We start from the raw sequence: 19545 nt of genomic DNA on the forward strand, positions 1-19545 counted from the left end.
CGAACGGACCGGGCAGCTCCCGGCCAGACCACGCTGGCGCCAGGAGAGGGGTAAAACAGCGGACCCCAAGCCCGCGGCGTCCGGCTTGCGGGTCATCCTCCCCCGCATCACCCCGAACGGGCGCCCCGCGCGCTCCCCGGGCGCGGCGCACCGAGCCCGATGCGCGGACATCCTGCCCCGCACCGTCCGGGGCAATGCCCGCCCACGGCGGCGCAAGCGCACTGCAAGCCGCCATCATGGCAAAAAAGAAGGGCGGCGGAAACACCGCAGCCCTTTGAAGACCCAAAGAAAAAAGGAGTTAGGTGTGCGGCCGCCATAAAGACCGTGGGTACGCGACCTCCACTCGGGCCGCAGGCACTTACGTGGGCGCCATATGGCCGGACCAGGGTCCGGTCAGGGACAGCTCCCGAAAAGAATCGTATAGCCCCCGGGAGTGTGCTTGCCTCACGCATCCAACAGCGTCCGCACAGTCTTATACTAACCCCGACGGGGAGATTTCGCAATGGTCCGGCGAAAATTTATCGCCGTGGGAGGCGGAATTTTCGCAAGGGCCCGGCGAAAATTTATCGCCGTGGGAGACGGGATTTTCGCAAGGGTCCGGCGAAAATTTATTGCCGTCGGGAGGCGGGATTTTCGCAAGGGTCCGACGAAAAATTCTCTCCGCCGGGACGGGTTTTTCGCACGCCAAGCCGACCGGACTCCCCGAGCCCTGGACGGGTGTCAGGAAAGGGTGTCAGGGGAGCGTCAGGTGCGCTCCAGCCCCTCGGCGATTCCCTCGATCCGGCTTGTGAGACGCTCGATCACCCGGGCCAGCTTTTCCTCGGCCAGCTCGCGGGCGCTGGGACCGTCCCCGTCCTCGTCCGGCCCGGCCCCCAGGGCCTTGCGCAGGTCGTGAAGCTCGGCCGAGACGTCCGACAGCTCGTCGGCGATCAGCAGGGACACCATCACGAACATCAGGTTCTCGTGGACATGGCCCACAGAGGACAGAAGCTGGCGGCAGCGGTGGTCCACGTACTGCCCGAGCCGGACAAGATGCTCCTCCTGGCCGTCCTCACAGGCGATGCGGTACGTCTTGCCGTTTATCTGTATCGGAAGGGTGGGCATAATCGTCCTGGCCTCATACTGGGAAGTCCGGTTCCTTGGGGTTCGTCCGGAAGTATACACGTCCCGGGATTTCTAAAAACGCTCTTTTTCCGGGGGGCACATGGGCCTGCGCCCGGCTCCTGGCCTGACCGGACAGACCGGGCCTTCCACAGACAGGGCCCGCGAGCCCGGGCGGGCCGGGGAGCGCAAGGCCCGGTTCCTCAGGAGCCCAGAACGCCCCGCACCCGGACGATCGCCTTCTCGACCCGGCGGGAGACCGTGTCGGATATGGTCAGAAGGTTCTGGTAGTTGGCCCGCAGATCCTCGATCTCGCGCCGCAGCTGTTCCTCCTGGGACGAGGGGAACCCGTCCCGGGGATCGCGCGGCTCCTTCAGTCCGATGGTCGCAGCGTCCAGCCTGTCCACCGCCCGGCTGAGCCCGTCCAGGGCCTGCTCGATGCGGTCCAGCTTGTAAATCGCGATTTCCTTCTCCAACACCCTGCCCCGTTTGCCTGGTCGTTCCTGCCCCGTGGGGCCTCCGGCGAACTATGCCCGCGAAACGTCTGCCGGTCAACGTTCCGGCCCGGCCCGGAGGCGGCCGCACCGCAACATTACGGAAGATTAACCCCCAATCCGGCCAAAATTAACGATAACGCCGGCGATTCAAGGGCGTTACCCCCTGTTGCGGTTGCCCCGTTCCATGGTATGAACCCTACGTTCAAAGAGATCCTTCACGTCATGCCGATCCCGTCCGGCGGGACGGCCCCTGAAAAGAACCGAGCAAGAGAGAACTCCCCATGTCGAATCCCGCCATCGACAGCGAAGCCATCCGGACGCTGGCGAACCTTCTGGTTGAAACCGGCCTGACCGAAATCGAGTACGACAACGGAAAGGTCCGCCTGCGGGTTGCCAAAACCGCGCCGGCGGTTCAGGCGACCGCACCGGTTGCTGTCCCCGTGGCCGCCGCGGCCGCAGCTCCCGCCCCCCAGGCCGCCGCAGCCGGCGACCCGGGCGACCACCCCGGCGCCGTCAAGGCTCCCATGGTGGGCGTGATCTACCACGCTCCCGAGCCGGGTGCCCCTCCGTTCATCCGCACCGGAGACCGGGTCACCGAAGGCCAGACCCTCTGCCTGATCGAGGCCATGAAGACGTTCAACCCGGTTCGCGCGACCCGCTCCGGCACCGTTGCCGCCATTCTGGTGGACGACGCCACGCCGGTCGAGTTCGGCGAGCCGCTCGTCATCATCGAGTAAAGCGCGGACGCTTCCCTCCGCGTCCTTGTATCCGGCTTCAGGGATATCGCCTTATGTTCGAGAAAGTACTTATCGCCAACCGCGGCGAGATTGCCCTGCGCATCCATCGCGCCTGCCGGGAGCTGGGGATCCGGACCGTCGCCGTCCACTCCACGGCGGACTCGGAGGCCATGCATGTGCGCCTTGCCGATGAGTCTGTGTGCATCGGCCCGCCCTCCTCCCGGGAAAGCTACCTCAATCCGGCAGCGATCCTGTCGGCCGCCACCATCACCGGAGTGGACGCCATCCACCCGGGCTACGGCTTCCTGTCCGAGAACGCGGACTTCGCCGAGATGGTGGAGGCCCACGGCTTTGCCTTCATCGGCCCCACCCCCGAGATCATCCGCATGATGGGGGACAAGATCCAGGCCAAGCGCGCCGCGATCAAGGCGGGCCTGCCCGTTGTCCCCGGCTCGGACGGCGCCGTGCGCAGCGAGGCCGAGGCCCGGGAGCTGGCCCGCGAGTTCGGCTACCCCATCTTGTTCAAGGCCACAGCCGGAGGCGGTGGCCGCGGCATGAAGGTCGCCACCTGCGACGAGGAAATCGACGAGGCCTTCCGCACCGCCCGTGCGGAGGCCGGCGCCGCCTTCGGCAACCCGGACGTCTATATGGAGAAGTTCCTGGGCGCGCCGCGGCACATCGAGATCCAGGTCCTGGGGGACAACCACGGCGGTGCCGTGCACCTGGGCGAGCGTGACTGCTCGCTCCAGCGCAAGCACCAGAAGGTTCTCGAGGAGGCCCGCTCCCCCGCCCTGAACGAGACGGAGCGCACCCGCATCGGCGAGATCGCCCGCAAGGCGGTCGTGCACCTGGGCTACACCAACGCCGGGACCATGGAGTTCCTCTACGAGAACGGCGAGTTCTACTTCATCGAGATGAACACCCGTCTCCAGGTGGAGCACCCGGTCACCGAGATGATCACGGGCATCGACCTGGTGCGCGAGCAGATCCGCATCGCCTCCGGAGCGCCCCTGGGCTACACCCAGGAGGACATCCGCTTCTACGGCCACGCCATCGAGTGCCGCATCAACGCCGAGGATCCGGAAACCTTCGCGCCCTCTCCGGGCCGGGTGACGGACTTCCACCAGCCCGGCGGCATGGGCGTGCGTGTGGACTCGGGCCTGTATCAGGGCGTCCGCATCCCCCCCTACTATGACAGCATGATTGCCAAGCTGATCGTCCACGGGGCCACGCGGAACGAGTGCCTGATGCGCCTGCGCTGCGCTCTGGACGAGTTTGTGATCGAGGGCATCAAGACCACCCTGCCCCTCCACCGCAAGCTCATGGGCTCCCCCGACTTCCTGGACGGGGCCTACGACATCCACTGGCTGGAGCGGTTTGTGGACGGGGGCTGAGGCCCTTGCCCGAACCGTCCACCAGGACACAGAAAAAGCCCGGCCGCTCACGCAGCCGGGCTTTTTTGCATTCGGGGATCAGGGGAAATCCAGGGGGCTGTTGGGCACGCTCCCGGACGGATCTTCAGGGGAATGCAAGGGGGCCGAACGGCACCTGAGAGGGATCTTTGGGGGAAGCCGGGTGAACCGCCCTGGACCCCGGGGGAACCGCCCGGGCCCCCTGGGGAATGCGGGGGCCTGTTGGGCGCGCTCCCGGAAGGATCCGAGGGTAACCACCCAGCAACCGGACGGGATCCGGGCGCGGGGGAAAGCCGCAAGCCCCACGGACCCGCACAGGCCCGGCGCGCTCGCGACCCCGCTTCCCGCAGTGCCTCAGTGGCTGCAGCAGCCGCACCAGGGGGCAACGCTGTCGTCACCGGTGAAGGGCACGGTCACGTTGTCGATCAGGCGGGTCTGCCCCAGGTAGACCGCGCCCAGAAGCCGCGCCGGACGGGAGGGATCAACCTCGGTGACCGGCTCGAAGGTGTCGGCGTCCCGCAGCTCCATGTAGTCGATGGCGGTGAAGCCGGCGTTCGACAGGGCAATCTTGGCGCAGTCGATGCACTTCTGGAGGCCCCGGGTCTGGATGCCGCACTTCTCGCGCTCCACGTCGGACATCATGCACTTCGAGATGTTGACCAGGCTGCGGTAGAACAGGGGGGCGATTTCCCGTTCCTCGTCGGTGAGGTACTGGTTGCGCGAGGACAGGGCAAGGCCGGAGGCATCCCGCTGGGTCGGCGCGGGCACGATGCGGGCCGGTATGTCCAGATCCCGCGCCAGACGGCGGATCACCAGAAGCTGCTGGTAGTCCTTCTCGCCGAAGATGGCAATGTCGGGCATGACCCGGATCAGGAGCTTGGTCACCACGGTGGCCACGCCCCGGAAGTGGCCCGGGCGGCGATCCCCGCACAGCCCGCGGGAGACCCCCTCGACCGTGACGTTGGTGGCGTAGCCCTCGGGGTACATGTCCTCCACGGAGGGCGCATACAGCATGCTGGCGCCGACCTCCCGGAGCTTCTTCGCGTCATCCTCCAGGGACCGGGGATAGCGCTCGAAATCCTCGCCCGGACCGAACTGGGTCGGGTTCACAAAGACGGAGACAACCACCTTGTCCGCCTGCTCCAGAGCCATGCGAACCAGCGCCAGGTGCCCCTCGTGCAGGGCTCCCATGGTGGGCACCAGGGCGACCTTCAGGCGCTGGGCCCGCCAGGCCATGGTTTTCCGCCTCAGGGCCGCGGTGTCGTGAACGACCTCCAGGTCGGAAGTCGGACGGGAGGAGCCGGACGTCTCGTTCTGTGCATTTGTCATGAAGAAGCGGTCTCGAAAAAGTTGAGGACAAATCGGCTGGAAAAAACAGGAACAAAAAGGCCGGTCTGCCCCCTAGAGGGGCGCAACCATCTCGGCCGTACCGGGGAACCGGCGATTTTTCACATCGTCGGCGTAGGCGGCAACCGCCCGGTCAACCTCCCCGGCAAGGGAGGCATACTGGCGGACAAAACGGGGCGTGAACTCGGTGAACAGGCCCAGAAGATCCTCGGCCACAAGGATCTGGCCATCACACTCCACCGAGGCACCGATACCAATGGTCGGCACAGTCACCGTGCGGGTGATCTCCCGGGCCAGCGCCGCAACGGTTCCCTCGATCACGATGGAGAAGGCACCGGCGTTTTCCAGGGCGCGGGCGTCCGCAACAATCTGCTCGGCCGCGCGGGCGTCACGACCCTGGGTCCGGTAGCCGCCCATGACGTTCACCATCTGGGGCCGAAGGCCGATGTGACCCATCACGGGAATGCCGCGCAGAACCAGGTACTCGACGGTCTCGGCCATTTCCTCGCCGCCCTCGATCTTCACGGCCTGGGCGCCGCTCTCGGCAAGAAGGCGGGCCGCGTGGCGGAAGGTGACGCCGGGGCCCTCGCCGGTGGTGCCGAAGGGCATGTCCACAACGACCATGGCGCGGCGCGAGGCCCGGACAACGGCCGCCCCGTGGCGGATCATCATGTCCAGGGTCACGGACAGGGTGGTGTCCATGCCGTAGACCACCATGCCCAGGGAATCCCCAACCAGAAGGAAGTCACAGTGGGGGTCCAGCAACCGGGCCATCGGCGCCGTGTAGGCCGTCAGCGACACGAGCGGCGTCCCGCCTTTCCGTGCAAGGACGTCGTTCACGCTGAAGCGTTTGATTTTCTCTCCTGCAGCGCTCATTTCAAGAAGCTCCCCCCCACGAGCGGTCCCGGATAGCGGGTTCTTGTACCCGCTCCACCGGCAAAGGGGAAGGAAAAGGTACCAATGTGGCGCTTTTCAGGCCCTTTGCAGGAGAAACCGCGAAAAGCGGACACAGGGCACCTAATTCATAAACTGCTCGTTCAAGATCCGGTCCTCGAGGTTGTGCTCCGGATCAAACAGCAGGTTCAGGGAGATCGAGCGCTTCTCCCGGATGGCCACCCGCTCGATGGAGCGCACCTCGGTAAAGTCGGCGGACACGGACACGGGCCGCTTCTCCCGCTGCAGAACCTCGATCACCACCTGGGCCCGGTTCAGGAGCACGGCGCCGCGCCAGCGCCGGGGACGAAAGGCGCTGATGGGGGTCAGGGCCAGCACATTGGCCCCGAGCGGCAGGATGGGCCCGTGAGCCGAGGCATTGTAGGCCGTGGACCCGGCCGCGGTGGACAGGAGAACCCCGTCGCAGACCAGTTCCTCCAGCCGGACCTTTCCGTCCACGATCAGGCGCAAGATGGCGGCCTGGCGGCTTTCGCGCAGCAGGGCGACCTCGTTGATGGCCAGAGCCACCACCTTCTGCCCGTCCACGGTGGTGGCGTGCATCTCCAGGGGGTGAAGGGTGACGGGCTGGGCGCACCGCAGGCGCTCCAGAAGGTTGTCCTCCGAATAGGCGTTCAGCAGGAAGCCGACCGACCCCCGGTTCATGCCGAAAATGGGCACGCGGCTCTGGAGATGGGCGTGAAGGGTCTCCAGCATGAACCCGTCCCCTCCAAGGGCCACGATGATGTTGGCCTCGGACGGGGGAACCCACTCATAACGGGCCTTCAGGCGCCCGATCGCCTCCTGGGCTGCGGCAATCGGTGCCGCGACAAACGCAATACGCAGGGGATCGGAGGCCGGCATCAGTTCACCTTGCACAGACCGTTGTCGAGAAGGGTCAGCTTGATCGTTGTGGCCGCCTCGATGGGAGGATAGTCGCGGTAGTCTCCGCTGTCGTTCCTCAGGCGCAGATCCCACTGGCCGACCGTGTCGTCCACGAGGGGAAGCCTCCAGGTCTCGCCGGGGCCCATGCAGCTGGTGCCAAAACTCAGCTCGGTCCAGTTCTCCTGCCCCCGGGGCGAGAGATAGGCATAGCAGTAGGCCTCCTTCGAGGCGTTCACGATCTGGATGCTGCGGTTGCCGGCGCCGGCCTCTGCGGGCAGGCCCAGGACCAGGACGGCGGCCAGAAGGGCCCACACCGCCAGCCCCCGCGCCAGAGCCGCCGACCGGGCGGACACGCGAAAGCCGGACCAGCCCCCCGACCGGGCGGACGGGGCCTCTGCCCTGCCGACCGGAGAGCCGGAACGGGGGCCCGAGCGGGCACCGGCCAGGGCACCGACCATGGCACCACGGTGGGCAGCGGTCCGGGCGCCACGATGCAAACCGGGCCCACTGCGGGACAGCGCAGCGGCGCGCAGGGCCTCACGGCCCACGGACCGCCCTCCCCGCCCCCGGGATCCTGATCGTTGAAAGGCGGGGACCATCACGCCCGCGATCGTCTTCAGAGTCATTGTCGCCGTCTTCCACACGGAGTTTCCACAGGGCATGCCCGAACCGTCGTTGAAAGCAATTCTAACCGACTCTGAGGGGGCAAGACAATCATCGTTCGGACGCCCCTGCCCTCTGCGCCCCGGCGCGCACATCCGACGAAACAGACACAGGGTCCAGAACAGCAATCTAGACCAGCGCTCCATACCCCGGCGCGACCCGGGCCCCTTCCCTCTGCCGGAGAGAAGCGCGCTCCAGAAGCCGCGACAGCACACCGCCAGCACACTCGCGGTCCGGCTGGCTGCACCCGCTCGTGATCCCCAGGCAGTCACCCCGCTGTCTGTGATGTGCACGGGACACGGGTCCCAGGCGTCGTCACGGCGGGTCACACAGACGCTGGAGTTTCTCAAGAACCCGGGGATCCAGGTCCACCTCCGCCGCACTGTCATAGATCTTCACGGCAATCCGTCCGTCCCGGGCCTGACGGACAACAACGGGCCAGGAAATAAAATCCACAGCGCCCCGCTTGATTTCCAACAGTCCCAGCTCGGTCGGCCAGGTCTCGGGAAACCCGGGCAGCGGTACAGTGCGCCGTGCAACGATCCTGGCCAGCGGGTCCAGGAGGCCATCCAGATCTTTCGGCCTGATGCAGTGTCGCGGTTTCTTGCCGGAGCGGTACGTCACCAGAATCGAAAACGGGGCGCCGGAGGCCGATCTTTGGGCCGTTACGTCCACAGTGTCATTGGAAAACCCGATAACCATGACGTCATCGTCCTCGTGGGGCACAATGGGCGCTCCGGCCTCGAACTCCACGGGCAGGTCATTGTAGATCGTCAAACCCACGACACCCGCGATCGTGACGAGACAGCCCAAAAGCAGTCCTGTTGCGACGCCGCACCCGATTTTCGTCTTCACTCCCATTCCACGACACCCTTTCTCTTTTGCGCCCCGGCCCGGTAACCCGCAGAACCGCCGTGTGTACACCGGTTCGGGCCGTGTGCACTCAGGACGCCCGGGGCGGATCCGCCAGGTGTCCGGCGCGGGCCAGGAGATCGCGCACAATCACCGAGGCGGCCAGAAGCCCGGCCGAGGCCGGCACAAACGTCAGGCTCCCGGGCACCGCCGTCTCCGGGTTCCACCGCCGGGGCATCTCCCGCGACCAGATCACCCGCACGCCCGACGTGACCCCCTCGGACCGCAGGCGCTTGCGGACCACCCGGGCCAGCGGGCAGGTCTCGGTGCGGGCGATGTCAGTGCAGGTCAGGAACTCGGGAGCGATCTTGTTCCCCGTTCCCATGACCGAAACGAACGGAAGCCCCCGCGCGCGGGTCTCCAGGCACAGGTCCACCTTGGCCGCCACGTCATCGACCGCATCAATCACGGCATCATACCCCGGGCCAAAGAGCGCCCCGAACCCGCCGGGCTCATAGCGGCGGGTGTCCACCTGCACCTGGCAGTCCGGGTTGATGGCGCGGATGCGCTGGGCCATGACCTCGGCCTTCAGCTGCCCCACTGTCCCGACAAGGGCTGGGATCTGGCGGTTGATGTTCGAGGCGGCGATGGTGTCGAAATCCACCAGCCCGATGCGCCCCAGGCCGCAGCGCGCCAGGGCCTCGAGCGCGTGGGAGCCCACGCCACCGATCCCGAACACCAGAGCGGAGGAGCGCCGCAGGGCGTCGACCGCATCGGGGCCCAGAACCATTTCCATACGGGACAGATCCACAGGCGTTCCTTTCCCAGACCCCGGACGTGCGGGGGAACAGACATAAAAAAGCCCCGGCGTTCGCGCCGGGGCACCCGGGGCCGGACGAATTCTTCGTCCGGAGCACGGGATCTCGCAGCGCACTAGCGCTTGATGTTCACCAGTTCGTTCAGCATGTCGTCGGAGGTGGTGATGATCTTCGTCGCAGCCGAGTAGGCCCGCTGGGTCGTGATCATGTTCGTGAACTCCGTGCCGATATCAGCGGTGGAGGCCTCCAGGGTTCCCTGGTTGGTCTTGCCCGCAAGACCCGAGTTGGCCTCGCGCAAGGTGGGCAGACCGGACTGGGACGTGTCGATAAAGGTGTTGCCGGTGACGGCCGCAAGTCCGTTTCCGTTCATGAACGTGGCCAGCGGGATCTGGAAGATGGGCAGCCGCACGCCGTTGTCAAACTTGGCGATGACGATGCCCTCCGGGGAGATCTCGATTTCCTGGAAGTTGCCGAACTTCTTGCCGTCCTGGGTCTTGTAGTGCTCCACGAAGGCGCTGTCCAGCTGCTGCATGCCGTCCTTGGCGCCGTAGTTCCCCAGCCACTGGTTGATGCTCTGGGCCGCCGAGCCGTTCGCCCAGGCGATGTCGATGTTGGTGGTGGGGTCCGTGTCGCCTTCCTTGTCGGTCCCGAAAATCTTCATCACGTTGCCCGAACCGTCGAACCACAGGGCGCACGGGTAGTCGGCGGCGTTCTCGTTGGTGGCGACGATCTTGCCCTGATCATTGCGGTTGATCCAGGCTCCGCGCCAGTCCTGCGGCTTCAGTGCGGTCGTGTCAATGGTCGCATCGCGCAGGTCGAGGGCGAGGATCGTCCAGGGTGCGACGTCACTCCCGTCATCCTTGAGGGGATTAACCTGAAGGACGGCGGATTTTCCGGCTGTATTTCTCGTATTGGCGGTATCAACCACCATGTCCACACCGAAGGCGTTGCGCATGATCACGGCCTGGTCGGCGGTCTTGGCCTCCACCCAGGTGGCGGGGACGGTTTTGCCACCCGTCACCGTCTTGACCGAACCGGTCACCTTCACCTTGTCCAGTTTAGCCTTGGCATCCGCAAGGGTCGTTTTGGCAGTGGCCAGATCTTTCTGGGCAGTGGTCACAGCAGCTTGAAAGGGCTGAACCGCATCACCCGCGGCCTTCTTTGCCGCATCATATCCCGGCGCCCCCGGCGCGAGGGTCAGATCATAATTTGCATCATAGACCGACGTTGCGGCAACTGCGGCCATAACGTTGTCACCGGCGGTCTTTTTCGCCTGATCGTATCCCGCATCCGTCGGCGTGAGTGTCAGATCATAGCCCGCAACGTAGGCAGGATTCGCGGCAATGGCCGCGGCCCTGGCGTCTCCTGCTGCCTTTTTTACCGCATTGTATCCCGAGTCCGCCGGCGTAAGCGTCAGATCATAGCTGGCATCATAGGCCGTTGCGGCTATTGCTATGACCAGTTCAGTCTTCGCCTTGGCAAGGGCCTTGTCGGCGCTGGTCACACCTTGCTGTGCTGTGTCAACGTTGCCCTGCGCCAGAACCTCGGCCGCCGAGTCCTTGTACTTCGTGCGGGCCTCGTAACAGGTGGCCAGATGGAGGGCCCTGGCCACCTTGTCGATCATTGCCGGGAGGGTCTGCTGGCTGCTCACATCAATCGAGATGACGTTGGGCGCCCCGGCATCGGAAGGATCATCTCCCTCCGACTGGTTCAGCGGATTCGCGGTACCACCCGAAGCCGAATCGATAAACTTCAGCGTCCACTGGTTCCCATTCAGCGTCACCTTGAGGTCAGAACCGGCGGCCGGTTTCTCGGTAAAATCAAGGCGCCCGGAGGACTCGTAGACCTTGCCGAGCTGGGACTTCTGCTGGATGCTGTAGGCCCCTCTGGGCGGATCGATAAACGAATCCCAGCGCTGGCTGCCCACCTTCGTCCAGTTGTAGGACAGGCTGTGGCCAATGCCCAGCGAGTCATACATGGGAACGTTGACCCGCCGCGCCACGCCCACCTTGGCATCGCCCTGAAGGTTGATGCTCAGCTTGATGTTGCGGGTGGCCTCGGCCGAGCTCCCCAGCACGCCCACGTTCAGGGGCCGCAGGTTTTCCGGGCTCATGTCGTTGGACAGGATCGGCCGGATGACGCCCTCCTCGGTGGGGTAGGCGCGCATGTAGACATCGTCACCGATCTTGATGGTTTCCCGCGACGGATCCCCGTCCCAGGTCATCAGCGGCCAGCCCTGGAGATAGTATCCTGCCGCGTTGACGAAGTAGCCGTTCTGGTCCGTCTGGAACGAGCCCGCCCGGGTGTACAGGAACGTCCCGGTGTTGGGGCCGGGGGACACCACAAAGAAGCCCGAGCCGGCGATACCCACGTCGTTCAGGTTGGTGGTGGCCTGAAGCATGCCCTGGTTTTCGATCATCATGCGCGGACGCGCCTGCACGCCGCCCGCCGTATAGTTGAAGCGGGAGATCTGCTGGGTCACAAGGGTCTGGAACTGGGTGTCCGTCGACTTGTATCCGACCGTGTTGATGTTCGTCACGTTGTCAGCGATTGCGCCCATGGCGACGGTCTGGGCCTGAAGCCCCGACACACCCGAGAAAAGCGCTCCATACAGCGATGCCATCTTGCTTGCTCCTGCCTGTCCGCCCGGTGGGGGAAACCGTGTCTGCCCCGGGGCTCAAAACCTGAAAAAGTGCGGGAATGCGGGGACGGGCCCCCTGTCTTCCGTGAAACTGTACCGGTCCTGTCCTGGACCCGCCGCGGCCCGGGGTCTTCTTGTCCCCGGTCTCGGCAGCGGTGTCCCGGGATCCCTAGGCCTTCTTGTCCTTGTCCTTGTCGGCGTCCGCGGTCTTGTCCTTGCCCTTGTCCGCGTCCTCGGCCTTCGCCTTGTCCTTGTCTGTGTCTGTGGCCTTTGCCGCGTCCTTGTCCGCATCCTTGTCCTTGGCCTCGTCCTTCGGCTTTTCGGGGGGCACGCCCATTTTGACGGCACCCTCGTCGGGCCGCTTGCGGAACACGCCCACCACGTGGGCCAGGTCCACCGCGCTCTCGCCCATGGCGATCTTGGTTCCCCCCTGGGAGTCGGTGGTGTAGGCGGTCACCCGGCCCACAGCGTTGGGGGTCAGGGGGACTTTGGCCTTGTTCGCATCCAGGATCTCGCGGCCCTGGGCGTCTCTCTGGTAGATGATCGCGCCCGTCTCGTCGCGTGCGGTCAGGGTCACCCGGTAGGCGCCATCCTTCATCTTTGTGCCGCCCTCGTCGGTTCCGTCCCAGAGAACCTTGTGCATGCCCTGGGTCAGCAAGTCCCCGGCGTCCTTGCCGGTGATGGAGCGGACGAACTTCTTGTCCAGGGTGTGGATGGTCAGGCTCACGCTCGACGCCTCCACAGGCAGGTAGTACGTGAACAGGGCCTCGCCATCCTGGAGGGTGATGGCGTCCGTGGGGGCCTCCACCCACTGGTCCAGGTAGTTCGTGGCCAGAGCCGCCTGGTTGGCCACCGTCAGCCCCGAGAGGGTCTCGAGGTTCTTGTTGGTCTGGATGGCCTGCTCCACCGAGGCGTACTGCACCAGCTGGTTTGTGAACTCGCTGGACTCCATCGGGGACAGGGGATCCTGGTTCCGGATCTGGGTGATCAGGAGCTTCAGGAAGGTGTCAAAATTCCCCAGAAAGGAAATCTGGTCCTTTGTGGACTGGGTCATCGGTCCATTCGGGACCGAGGAATTGACAAAGCTCGTGGCGGTTGACTGCACCATGTTCTGTTCTCCGCTCAGACCCGAACGTCCACACCGCCCCGGGCACGGGCGCGGGCAAGACGCTGCTGGTCCATATCATCCTGAAGCAGGACGGCCTCGTCCGCGGCGGCATCCGCGTCGTCCATCCCTGCCAGCCGTCCCGGGCCTCCCGCGCCCTGGCGGCGGCCGCCTTCATCGTTTTGCTGGCTGCGCAGCTCGAAGCTCAGGCCGTTGCTGTCGGTTTTCAGGCCCGCGTCCTGAAGGGCACGCTCCAGCGTCCGCTGGTCGGAGCGCAGCATCTCGAGGGTTTCCGGCCGGTCCACAATGATCGCGGCCCGGACCTGCCCGGTCTCGGACGACAGATCCATCTTCACCTCAACGCGCCCCAGGGACGCGGGACGCAGCTGGATGCGGATCTCGTCCATACCCCGGTCCAGGGCCTTGGTGATATTCACCCGGACCTGGTCGATCACGGCCCTCGCCTGGGCAGGGGTGTGGGACCGGGGGGCTGTGCGCGTGGCCTGCTCCACCTGCGGAACGTCGGACGGACGCCCGGAGGACTGGGGCGCAGCCATCTGGGCGGACTGGATCTCGGCGCCCGCGCCGGCCCGTGCGGCTCCGGCAGCCGGGGCGGATGACGTCGCCGACGCGGTCCCGGCGGCCTGACGCACGGTGGCAGCGGTCTCGGCCTTGCGGGCCTCGGTGCGCAGCGCGTCCGTGCGGGCTGCTTCGGGTTTGGCAGCCGCCTGACGCTCGGCCAGAAGTTTCTCAAAGGATGCGGGGCCCTGGGTCGCAGCCGCCGCGGGGTTTGTGTTCTGCCCCAGGTTCGAGGCCTGGGCCTGCTGCACAACCGTCTGCTGGGCCGGACTCCGGTTGAGCCCGGAGCCGTCCCGCGCGGTCTGCTGCCCGCCCGTATCGGTGCCGGAGGAGGCGGGCTCGGCCACCGGGCGCGCGGTGTCGGCCTCGGCGCTCCGGGCGGCAGTGCCCCGGGCGCCCTGGTCCGTAACCCGGACCCGCACATCAAGACGGCTGTCCGCATCAAGGGAGCGGGCAAGATCGGCGGCCTGGGCCTGCACCGCCGGATCAGCGGTCTGGGCTGACGTGCCGGAGGGAGCGGTCGCGGTGCCCGCCACCGTTCCCGGAACCGGGCCGGAGGGCGTGCGGTCCGCGCGGGGCGAGACCTCTGTCGGAACCGGCTCCGGCGCCGCGGGCGCGGGGGCCTCGGTCGCCGCCTGGGCCTGGGTGAGCGCAGCCTTCCCGGCCGTGTCGGCGGGTGTGCCGGTCCCGGTCATGGCGTCCGGGTTTCCGGCCCGCAGACCGTCCACCGGTGCCGCAGGTCCACCGGTAACCCCACCGGCGGCCGGATCCCCGGGCGTTCCGGAAACAGGCGCAACGTCGGTCAGGGCGGCGCCAAGGGTCACAAGGGTGGAGGCCTCCACAAGCCCGGTTCCGACGGCGGGCGCGGACGGTTCCTGAGGAGCGGCCTCTGAGGGACGGGCCGGGGCCGCGGTCTGGGCGGGGCCGGAGGCATCCGTGCGCTCGCGCTCGCGGGGCTTCGGGGCCTCGGGGGCGGCTGCCCGGGCGGGAGCCGGTGCCGGGGCGGGCGCCGCGGCCTTGTCCTTGCGGGCACTGCTGGAGCGCTCCATGTCCCGGAGCATCTTCCGGTGCAGGTCCACCTCAACGGATTTCGACCCGAGGCTCTCGGAGCGGGCATCCAGAAGGGCCTGAAAAAGCTCGGCAGCGCTGTTCTCTTTCCGGGACGAGGGACCGCCAGCCGTGCCGCTCTGGGCAACAGCCGCACCCTTCCCCTGAATGATGCCATTCACTTCCATTGGTCGAAGCCCCCTGGCTGGCGTGAAACAAACCCGGCGGGCGCCCGAAAGCGCCCTCTGTCACCAGAGAAGCAAACATCGTGCCAAACTCGAAAAAGCCTGGCATTCCCATACATTCCGGGGGTTTCCTGCCGAGTCTCGTGAGACTGCAAAACCGGCGGGCGCCCCACCGGCGGGCGGAGCTCCCCCTGCCCTGCCCGGCAAAACCTGCCTGCACGGACCAAAATGCACCGGCGCCGGAGCGGGAAAGGACGGCCCGAGACAGGGCAGCCAGGACAGAGCAGCCAGGACAGAGCAGCCAAGACAACGCAAACACGACCGCGGGAACAAAGGGGCACGGGAGTTCGCCGGGACGGGGCCTGTGCGACACCGGGGAGCCCGGGACCGGACAAGGGGCCACCCGAGGGGAGCCCAGGGAAAGGCGCCGCGAGGCAGTGCCCGCAGGCCTCCCCGCGCCCAGCGCCGGACATCGGCCAGCCTGTCCGCGCCCGGGATCAGGCCGCATCACCGGCCAGCGTGCGGATCAGACAGCGTCACCGGCCCGCGGGCCAGCGTGCAAGGGATCAGACGGCGTCGCCGCTTACATCCGGCTCCTCGCCGTGGGTGCGAAAGAGCGCCACGGTCTCGGAAAGCCCGTCGCGCAGCGCCCGCGCATTGGTCCCGCGCAGGACCACCCGCGTTCCGGGGCGGCCGTCCTCCAGGAACGGATAGCTGCCGATGGCGGTCTCGGGGTAGCGGTCCTGGATCTCGGCCAGCACGTCGGCAATCTCGCCCTCGCGCACGTAGCCCCCTGCCGTGACGGACAGGATGGGAAGGCCCTGCTCCAGCCCCTCCACGAGACAATCAAACATGACCTGCATGATCCGGGGCACCCCGGGCAGGACGTACACGTTCTCCAGACGGAACCCGGGAGCGCCGCTCACAGGATTTTCCAGAAGCTCGGCCCCCTCGGGGATGTCGGCCATGCGAAGCCGGGCCGCGTTCAAGGTGGCGCGCCCGATCATGTGGCGGGCCAGAGCCGCCTCGGCCTCCGCATTGCGGACCACAGCGCGGCCGAACATCTTGGCGATGGTTGCGGTGGTGATGTCATCGTGGGTGGGGCCGATGCCGCCGGTGGTGAACACATAGCGGTTGCGCGCGCGAAGGGCCCCGACGGCCTCAATGATGGCCTCCTCCACGTCGGGCACCACCCGGATCTCGCGCAGGGCGATCCCCCGGGCATTCAGCTTTCCCGCGATATAGGCCGCGTTCCGGTCCTGCGTGCGCCCCGAGAGGATCTCGTCGCCGATAATGACAAGTGCCGCGTGAATTGTACCCTTCACCGTCAGATCTCCAGTTTGGGCCCCGGAGGGCACCGGGCGCGCGGGACCGGAGCCGGACAGGGCAAGATGAACAGACAGACTGCCGCGGCCAGGGCGGTCGCTCCGGCCACCCTGAGCGCGATGACAGGGCCCCATGACGCATCTCCCGGCGCCCCGGCCAGTGCGGTGCGGAGACCCTGGACGGAGACGAAACCCATCTCCCGGCGCCCCGGCCTCCATCATCCGTTACCGGCGAACCGGTGCGCTAAACCGCCCCCCTCCGTCACCGGCGGGCCGCTGTGTTGAGCGGGCGGCCCGGCGCCTACAGCCAGTCCTGGATCAGGGGGATCAGCGGGATGTCCGCCGGAGGCATGGGCAGGGAGGGAAGCTCGGCGCCCCGGACCCATTTCAGGGCCTGACCCTCGCACCCGCGGGGCCGGCCCTCCCAGGTGCGGCAGGCAAAGACCGGCATCAGCAGATGGAAGTCCTCGTAGGCGTGGGAGGCAAACGTCAGCGGCGCAAGGCAGCTTTCGCCGGTGTCGATCCCCAGTTCCTCGGCCAGCTCCCGGACCAGGGCGGCCTCGGGGGTCTCGCCGGGCTGGACCTTGCCCCCCGGAAACTCCCACAGACCGGCCATGGAGCGCCCCTCCGGACGCTGGGCCACCAGGACCCGACCGTCCGGATCAATCAGGGCGCAGGCCACCACAAGCACCAGCGGCCCCGCCGGACCGGACTGCCGGGCAACGGACCGGCAGCCCCCCTCTTCCCATTCCTCCATCACCGCGCGCCCCGTCCCGTCAGGTCCGGTAGTCGGCGTTGATGTCGATGTAGGCGTGGGTCAGGTCACAGGTCCAGACCGTGGCCCGTCCGTCCCCCAGACCGATATCGGCCTCGATCAGGATCTCCTGACCCTTCATGTGCTCGGCAACGGGGGTTTCGTCGTAGCCCTCGACGGCCTCGCCGTTCTCGGAGATCACAACGCCGCCGATGGCAATGCGAAGACGGTCGCGGTCCGCCTCCTCGCCCGACTTGCCCACGGCCATAACCACACGGCCCCAGTTGGCGTCGGCCCCGGCGATGGCGGTCTTGACCAGCGGCGAGTTGGCAATAGCCAGCGCAATGCGCTTGGCCGCGTCGTTGGAGGTGGCGCCGGTCACGGTCACGGTGACGAAGCGGGTGGCGCCCTCCCCGTCCCGGACCACCTGGTGGGCCAGATCCAGAAGGACGCTGAACAGGGCCGCGCGGAAGCCGTCCAGGCGCGGATCCTCCAGGTCGGTGACCGGGGCATTTCCGGCCTTTCCGGTGGCGAACACCAACAGCGTGTCCGAGGTGGACGTGTCACTGTCCACCGTGATGGAGTTGAAGGACCGGTCCGCACCCTCCCGAAGAAGAGCCTCCAGAACGTCGGGCGCAATGGCGGCGTCGGTCACCACAAAGGACAGCATGGTGGCCATGTCCGGGGCAATCATGCCCGAGCCCTTGGCGATACCGCTGATGCGCACCGTCTTGCCGTCGATGCTGGTTTCGGCTCCGGCGCCCTTCGGATAGGTGTCGGTGGTGGAGATGGCGGTGGCCGCCTGCTCCCAGCTCGCCTCGGAGGACAGCTCCGGTGCCATGGCCTCGAGGCACGATGCAATCCTCGGACCGTCCAGGGGCACGCCGATGGTCCCGGTGGAGGCGTGGAAGATCTCCTCGGGACGGCAGCCCAGAATGCGCGAGGCGGCCTCGATGGTGATCCGCACGCCCTCCTGGCCCCGGGCACCGGTGAACGCGTTGGCGTTGCCCGAGTTCACCACAAGACCCCGGGCACGCCCGGCCCCGGCGGCCAGAGCCTGGCGGCACCAGTCCACCGCCGCCGAACGGGTTTTCGAGCGGGTGAACACACCGGCCGCCGTCGTCCCCTCGCAAAAGCGCATCAGCAGAAGATCGGGGCGCCCCCGGTAGCGCAGCCCGGTGTTGGTGGTCACCATCCCGACGCCGTCGATGGAGGCAAGGTCAGGAAAAGCAGCAGGAGCCAGGGGCGAGCGGGCCAGAGACATGCAGGGAACTCCTTGGAACACGGGAACGTGATGGAACACGGAAACGGATGGAACAGAAAAACACGGCCGCACACCCGCGCAGCCCGGCGGCCGGGCGGACACGCCACGGGAACGCGGGCGCACAGCGCGCGGACATCGGGCTCCGCGCCGCACGCGCACAGCCCAAAGGGCCGATGGCGCACAGGCGGAGCAAAGACGAGGAGAGGCACCCGGGCACCTCTCCTCGCCAGAATTGGAGCGCCGCACAGCGGCACCGGACGTCATCCTGCCCCAGGCAGGGGCGCCTCATGCCGCAAGCGCGGGCACATCATGCCGCAGGCAGGGCGACGAAGCAAACCGGGCGTTCGGTTACTTCTTCTTGCCGGTCTCGGCGGGCGCGGCAGCCGGAGCCGGGGCCGCAGCCGCGTCCTCGTCGGCCTTCAGGGGCTTGCCGTCCATGTCAAACATCTCGACCTTGGCCTCCTTCTTCAGGCGGGTCAGCTCCTGGTCGATGACCTGCTGGGCGAGCATGGCGCGAATCTGCTCCCGGACCGCATCAAGCGGCGGGAACTGGGAGTCACGGAACTCCTCGACCTTGATCACGTGCCAGCCGAAGCTGCTCTTGACGGGCTTCGGGGAGACCTCGCCCTTCTTCATGGCGAAGGCCGCCTGGGAGAACTCGGGGACCATCCGCTCGGCGGAGAAGAAGCCCAGATCGCCGCCGTTCTGACGGCCGCCCGGATCCTGGGTGTTCTCGTTGGCGAGCTTCGCGAAGTCCTCGCCCTTCTTCAGGCGCTCGATCAGCTTCTTGGCCGCCTCCTCGGTGTCCACCAGGATGTGGCGGGCGTGGACCTCCTTCTCCGGCTTGAAGGACGCCTTGAGCTCGTCGTAGCGCTTCTGGATGTCCTGATCCGTGATGCGGTCGTGCAGAACCTTGGCAACCCAGGCGTTCCCCACCAGCTGGTCAAGCAGCGTGGCCAGATCCTTCTGGACCTCCGGATCCTTGTCGAGACCGGCCTTGCGCCCGGCCTCGGTCAGGAGCTTTGCATCCACAACGCCTTCCAGGATCTGCTCGTAGACAACCGACAGGGGCAGAGCCGCCATCTGGGGCTGGCTGGCCTTCAGGTTGTCGAAACGGGCCTGGATGACGGACAGGTGCAGGTCCGTGCCGTTGATCCGCGCCACAACCGGATCAGCCGGAGCCTGGGCAAGCGCACCACCGGCCGCAAGGCTCAGCGGAAGAAGAGCGGCACCCGCAAGGGCAAGGCGGCGAAAGCGAGAGAGGGACATCGTCAATTTCCTTACAGATGGACAGCCCCGGAACACCCGGGAAGTCGGACAGAGGTGAAACAAGAGACACTGTGAACACTCAACCGTCGCGGCAGGCCGATAACGGATCCCGCCGAGCTCCGCAACACGAGGTG

The 19545-nt window shown here is 66.8% G+C and carries 17 protein-coding genes; 2 read left to right on the forward strand and 15 right to left on the reverse strand.

Annotation, left to right across the window (positions count from 1 at the left end; translation table 11 throughout):
- Positions 1-744 precede the first annotated feature (744 nt).
- Together IHV25_RS00135 and IHV25_RS00140 are read right to left on the reverse strand one after the other, a co-directional pair.
- On the reverse strand, positions 745-1104 hold the full coding sequence (locus tag IHV25_RS00135) for a cell division protein ZapA (protein ID WP_192532955.1): 360 nt from the start codon (positions 1102-1104) through the stop codon (positions 745-747).
- Between the two features lie 200 nt (positions 1105-1304).
- A complete protein-coding gene (locus tag IHV25_RS00140) occupies positions 1305-1580 on the reverse strand; it encodes a hypothetical protein (RefSeq protein ID WP_338048556.1) in 276 nt (91 codons plus the stop codon).
- A 299-nt stretch (positions 1581-1879) separates the two neighbouring features.
- On the opposite strand from IHV25_RS00140, the gene accB reads away from it, so the two are divergent.
- Positions 1880-2335 (forward strand): acetyl-CoA carboxylase biotin carboxyl carrier protein, encoded by a 456-nt coding sequence (gene accB, locus IHV25_RS00145; protein WP_192532957.1) that lies wholly within the window; start codon positions 1880-1882, stop codon positions 2333-2335.
- A gap of 53 nt (positions 2336-2388) precedes the next feature.
- Positions 2389-3729 (forward strand): acetyl-CoA carboxylase biotin carboxylase subunit, encoded by a 1341-nt coding sequence (gene accC / locus IHV25_RS00150; RefSeq protein ID WP_192532958.1) that lies wholly within the window; start codon positions 2389-2391, stop codon positions 3727-3729.
- Positions 3730-4101: 372 nt separating this feature from the next.
- Here accC and panC read toward each other — a convergent pair whose 3' ends face one another.
- From panC to IHV25_RS00215, 13 genes are all read right to left on the reverse strand, one after another.
- Positions 4102-5076 (reverse strand): pantoate--beta-alanine ligase, encoded by a 975-nt coding sequence (gene panC, locus IHV25_RS00155; RefSeq protein ID WP_192532959.1) that lies wholly within the window; start codon positions 5074-5076, stop codon positions 4102-4104.
- A 72-nt stretch (positions 5077-5148) separates the two neighbouring features.
- Positions 5149-5970, reverse strand: a complete 822-nt coding sequence (gene panB / locus IHV25_RS00160; RefSeq protein WP_192532960.1) for a 3-methyl-2-oxobutanoate hydroxymethyltransferase — start codon at positions 5968-5970, stop codon at positions 5149-5151.
- Positions 5971-6111: 141 nt separating this feature from the next.
- Entirely contained in the window at positions 6112-6888 is a 777-nt protein-coding gene (locus IHV25_RS00165) for an NAD kinase (protein ID WP_192532961.1), read from the reverse strand.
- Positions 6888-7535 carry a hypothetical protein gene (locus tag IHV25_RS00170; protein ID WP_192532962.1) on the reverse strand — a complete coding sequence of 216 codons (648 nt, stop codon included), beginning with the start codon at positions 7533-7535 and terminating at the stop codon, positions 6888-6890. Before IHV25_RS00170 ends, IHV25_RS00165 begins: the two co-directional genes overlap by 1 nt.
- A 352-nt stretch (positions 7536-7887) precedes the next feature.
- Complete coding sequence (locus tag IHV25_RS00175) at positions 7888-8427, reverse strand: hypothetical protein (RefSeq protein ID WP_192532963.1); 540 nt, start codon at positions 8425-8427, stop codon at positions 7888-7890.
- Between the two features lie 88 nt (positions 8428-8515).
- Positions 8516-9235, reverse strand: a complete 720-nt coding sequence (locus IHV25_RS00180) for a ThiF family adenylyltransferase (RefSeq protein ID WP_197974898.1) — start codon at positions 9233-9235, stop codon at positions 8516-8518.
- A 122-nt stretch (positions 9236-9357) separates the two neighbouring features.
- A complete protein-coding gene (locus IHV25_RS00185; protein WP_192532964.1) occupies positions 9358-11865 on the reverse strand; it encodes a flagellar hook-basal body complex protein in 2508 nt (835 codons plus the stop codon).
- A gap of 187 nt (positions 11866-12052) precedes the next feature.
- Complete coding sequence (locus IHV25_RS00190; RefSeq protein ID WP_192532965.1) at positions 12053-12991, reverse strand: flagellar hook assembly protein FlgD; 939 nt, start codon at positions 12989-12991, stop codon at positions 12053-12055.
- Between the two features lie 14 nt (positions 12992-13005).
- Entirely contained in the window at positions 13006-14802 is a 1797-nt protein-coding gene (locus tag IHV25_RS00195) for a flagellar hook-length control protein FliK (protein ID WP_192532966.1), read from the reverse strand.
- A 563-nt stretch (positions 14803-15365) separates the two neighbouring features.
- Positions 15366-16124, reverse strand: a complete 759-nt coding sequence (locus tag IHV25_RS00200; protein WP_338048557.1) for a competence/damage-inducible protein A — start codon at positions 16122-16124, stop codon at positions 15366-15368.
- A gap of 301 nt (positions 16125-16425) precedes the next feature.
- Complete coding sequence (locus IHV25_RS00205) at positions 16426-16881, reverse strand: (deoxy)nucleoside triphosphate pyrophosphohydrolase (RefSeq protein WP_192532968.1); 456 nt, start codon at positions 16879-16881, stop codon at positions 16426-16428.
- Positions 16882-16900: 19 nt separating this feature from the next.
- On the reverse strand, positions 16901-18142 hold the full coding sequence (gene argJ / locus IHV25_RS00210; RefSeq protein ID WP_192532969.1) for a bifunctional glutamate N-acetyltransferase/amino-acid acetyltransferase ArgJ: 1242 nt from the start codon (positions 18140-18142) through the stop codon (positions 16901-16903).
- A 348-nt stretch (positions 18143-18490) separates the two neighbouring features.
- Positions 18491-19411 (reverse strand): peptidylprolyl isomerase, encoded by a 921-nt coding sequence (locus IHV25_RS00215; RefSeq protein ID WP_192532970.1) that lies wholly within the window; start codon positions 19409-19411, stop codon positions 18491-18493.
- Between the last annotated feature and the right edge of the window lie 134 nt (positions 19412-19545).

The sequence above is a fragment of the Phaeovibrio sulfidiphilus genome, assembly GCF_014861485.1.
Classification (GTDB): Bacteria; Pseudomonadota; Alphaproteobacteria; order Rhodospirillales; family Rhodospirillaceae; genus Phaeovibrio; species Phaeovibrio sulfidiphilus.

Bases quoted from the DNA above. Each gene is read 5' to 3' on its own strand.
- IHV25_RS00170 (WP_192532962.1), bottom strand. From the start codon at position 7,535: ATGACTCTGAAGACGATCGCGGGCGTGATGGTCCCCGCCTTTCAACGA.
- IHV25_RS00205 (WP_192532968.1), bottom strand. From the start codon at position 16,881: ATGGAGGAATGGGAAGAGGGGGGCTGCCGGTCCGTTGCCCGGCAGTCC.
- panB (WP_192532960.1), bottom strand. From the start codon at position 5,970: ATGAGCGCTGCAGGAGAGAAAATCAAACGCTTCAGCGTGAACGACGTC.
- accB (WP_192532957.1), top strand. From the start codon at position 1,880: ATGTCGAATCCCGCCATCGACAGCGAAGCCATCCGGACGCTGGCGAAC.
- IHV25_RS00165 (WP_192532961.1), bottom strand. From the start codon at position 6,888: ATGCCGGCCTCCGATCCCCTGCGTATTGCGTTTGTCGCGGCACCGATT.
- accC (WP_192532958.1), top strand. From the start codon at position 2,389: ATGTTCGAGAAAGTACTTATCGCCAACCGCGGCGAGATTGCCCTGCGC.
- IHV25_RS00185 (WP_192532964.1), bottom strand. From the start codon at position 11,865: ATGGCATCGCTGTATGGAGCGCTTTTCTCGGGTGTGTCGGGGCTTCAG.
- IHV25_RS00135 (WP_192532955.1), bottom strand. From the start codon at position 1,104: ATGCCCACCCTTCCGATACAGATAAACGGCAAGACGTACCGCATCGCC.
- argJ (WP_192532969.1), bottom strand. From the start codon at position 18,142: ATGTCTCTGGCCCGCTCGCCCCTGGCTCCTGCTGCTTTTCCTGACCTT.
- IHV25_RS00195 (WP_192532966.1), bottom strand. From the start codon at position 14,802: ATGGAAGTGAATGGCATCATTCAGGGGAAGGGTGCGGCTGTTGCCCAG.
- panC (WP_192532959.1), bottom strand. From the start codon at position 5,076: ATGACAAATGCACAGAACGAGACGTCCGGCTCCTCCCGTCCGACTTCC.
- IHV25_RS00190 (WP_192532965.1), bottom strand. From the start codon at position 12,991: ATGGTGCAGTCAACCGCCACGAGCTTTGTCAATTCCTCGGTCCCGAAT.
- IHV25_RS00215 (WP_192532970.1), bottom strand. From the start codon at position 19,411: ATGTCCCTCTCTCGCTTTCGCCGCCTTGCCCTTGCGGGTGCCGCTCTT.